Annotated in this window: 3 protein-coding genes; 1 reads left to right on the top strand and 2 read right to left on the bottom strand. The window is 39.9% G+C overall.

Features of this window, described 5'->3' with window-relative positions; all coding sequences use genetic code 11:
- A partial coding sequence (locus C2M36_RS02515) for a phosphotyrosine protein phosphatase (RefSeq protein ID WP_105253562.1) occupies positions 1-343 on the bottom strand: 343 nt, incomplete at its 3' end.
- A 393-nt stretch (positions 344-736) separates the two neighbouring features.
- Here C2M36_RS02515 and C2M36_RS02510 point away from each other — a divergent pair.
- Entirely contained in the window at positions 737-2,143 is a 1,407-nt protein-coding gene (locus C2M36_RS02510; protein ID WP_105253561.1) for a hypothetical protein, read from the top strand.
- A gap of 52 nt (positions 2,144-2,195) precedes the next feature.
- On the opposite strand, the gene C2M36_RS02505 is transcribed toward C2M36_RS02510, so the two are convergent.
- Entirely contained in the window at positions 2,196-2,618 is a 423-nt protein-coding gene (locus C2M36_RS02505; protein ID WP_105253560.1) for a hypothetical protein, read from the bottom strand.
- Positions 2,619-2,727: the final 109 nt, after the last annotated feature.

Raw genomic sequence — 2,727 nt, 5'->3', positions numbered from 1 at the left:
TCCCTTTTATTAGCTCCCTAAGTGGCAAACGCTCTAACAAAAGTAACACCAGCTCACGTTGGAAGTATTGATAGTTATCAGGGATATCCAGGTTGGTGATCTTAGCTAAGTAAACTTCACCAGTGTACTCTCGAATACGCTCGATATGTTTTGCTTCAAACACATAGATTCTATCAGCCCATTGCAATAGCTCTTCACTACATAAGCGAGAGCCAGCCTTAGCAACATACTTAGCACTTAGCCCAGCTGAGCGATATTCGTTAATACCATCGGCAGCGCTAAATAACTCTTCGGCTGTTTTGCTGCGTTGGATATTGGCTGTGCATAAGAAAAGAATGTTCATAAGAAGATACTTCGCTTGCGTTTAAGCCATTATATCAAATTCAATTTGGTCTGGTTAGATCAGACTAAACAGCGAGCTTAGACAAGCCCAAACTTGGTTTACCACCCAACAACTAAGCTACTGGCTATTTAGACGACATAATAGGGCAGCCAATTCAGATGAATAATTTAGTGGACGCGATCAACCTCTTGTTTGACTACTTCCAATTTGAATTCATCAGGGTAACGTCTACCGCTCATAAGCACCTCGATTTTTAGTTAGTTTATCTAGCTGAAAGGTGTCTAGGAAATAGGTGGCGATTCAAAGTGGACAAATTCTGTATTTGACAGTTTTAACCATACCTTCTATAGAATTGAGACCTAATACCACCCCCGATATTGAGAGGGGATCACAATGAACAACTCATACCACCATATATCCCAATTGATTCTTATTTGCTCATTAACCTTTAATGCCAATGCAACTGAAGTCACCGTTGCTGATGGCGTTGTCATGAAAGAGGCCCATGGCGATTTAATTACTCAAGGGAAAGTATTTGCCATTGACACTTCGATCACCAATTACACCAACTCCATCATTCGTTCTGGAGTCCCCAGAACAACTGAAGAGTTGGTTGAAGCGCTTGAGAGCACTACAAAATCATCATTCTCCCCTGAAGTTGGTAACTCGAGCATCATTAATGACAGAATTGAATTACTTAAGTTGAATTACAAACAAATTAAGGAGCTCTTTGACGTAAACAAAAAGAGTAATGCTGAAATGCACATAAAAATGTCAGATGCGTACATCAGAGACATGAACTTTGTGAGAAAGTATAAGGAAGTGCAAAGTAACTACACTCAATCCTTGCTACCCATTGAGAAGGAACTTGCTGAACTCCAGGATAAATACGACCTCTTACGTGCAGAACTTTTATCACTCGACGATGAGTTTATGTTAAAAGCCAATGAAATCATTTCGGCTAAGCACAGCAACCCTAAACTACTGACAAAACGTCCAGGGACAATTCAATACTTGAGATTTCAAAGTCTTAAAGTAGACAAGAGATCAGGGCAGTGCAGGGATATCAAAGGTAAGTATGTCATAGATCGAGCATCTTCTTTCAATAAATGCTACGCGTGGACAATAGCGGGAGCATGGCGCGAACAGTTACCTCAACTAGGGCTGTTAGCATCCAATTATGTAGATAAATATCACAATTTTATAGATATAACAGAAGGGAAAGGTAGAAATGATAAAACATCTTTAAAAAACAAAATCAAAGAGAAGAAGCGTGAGTTTAAAAATGCTTATACACAATTCAACCGTGACAACAATATTGGCAGGAAGTCATTAGACGGGTTAAAAAATGAATTCAGGATGATAGAAGCTACCGAACAACGATGGCTTAAGACGATAGAAGACGCCAAAAACACACCTTTCGACCCAGAAGATTCAGAGCAATTTATGTCCTCTATTCAAGAACCATACTTTGATTCTCTAGAAGCCTATTACAGGACTGCTGCCAACGAAATAACGGATAATTCTGTAGTGGACACAGAAGATATTTCGGATTACAAGTTTGATATTAAAAAGGCGGCCTACTACGCAGTATTTGTTGAACTTGAGGCACCTCTTCAAAAAGAAAATTTTGGTATTTTTGTTGAGTCAGACAGGGCGGAGAAGGTTATGGCTAAACGTTACCCATCTAACACCCTTCCTTATGGGTTTAATAGGACCAGAAAAGATAGAGAATACATGATGGCTGTAATGGTACACATTCTTCATAACAGTGATAAAGAGCGAAAAAGACGACATTAAGTAAGCTGTACTAGCTCAGACTTGCTCTGAGCTAGTACAAGTAATCACAAGCTCAGTTCTCCACCATCGAAATAAACTCATAAAGCTTTGCCTTTGCAGTCTCTTTATCACGGTAGCTATCAGCATTGCCTGGTAGAGCATAGAAGCGAGGTCCATTGTACTTTTTCTCGTCTTCCTGGCGGGGGTGTAACAACTTTTCGACAGTCGATGCCGAGACAGATTCATCAAAATCAACAACTCTCACATTTACGCGGCCTGTTTTGCGAGCATACACAGCAAAGGTGAAACCTGCTCTTTTCGTAAGAAATCCAAGTTCGCCATTAGACGGGCTTGGAATTCCATTAACAGCACCATGAATGATAGCGCTACCTTCTTTTTCTAACTCTTCAGCAAAAACACTTATAAGTTCAGGTATATTATTAGCCTCTAGCGCTTCAATCGCTTCTTTCTTGAACTTTCCATCTCTGAGGTTCAATGCTCTTGGCTGATGAACCTGACCTTTCCCCCAAAATTAACACCATGACTTTGATGAGATTTCCAATAAACTGGAGACAATGGAGATCTCAAAATGAAAAAACGTTACA

It is taken from the genome of Pseudoalteromonas sp. T1lg75, from assembly GCF_002964705.1.
Classification (GTDB): domain Bacteria; phylum Pseudomonadota; class Gammaproteobacteria; order Enterobacterales; family Alteromonadaceae; genus Pseudoalteromonas.
The sequence above is the reverse complement of the archived record's forward strand: the minus strand, read 5'-3'. Positions and strand labels throughout refer to the sequence as shown.

Coding starts and splice junctions, on each gene's coding strand:
- C2M36_RS02510 (WP_105253561.1), top strand. CDS start 737: ATGAACAACTCATACCACCATATATCCCAATTGATTCTTATTTGCTCA.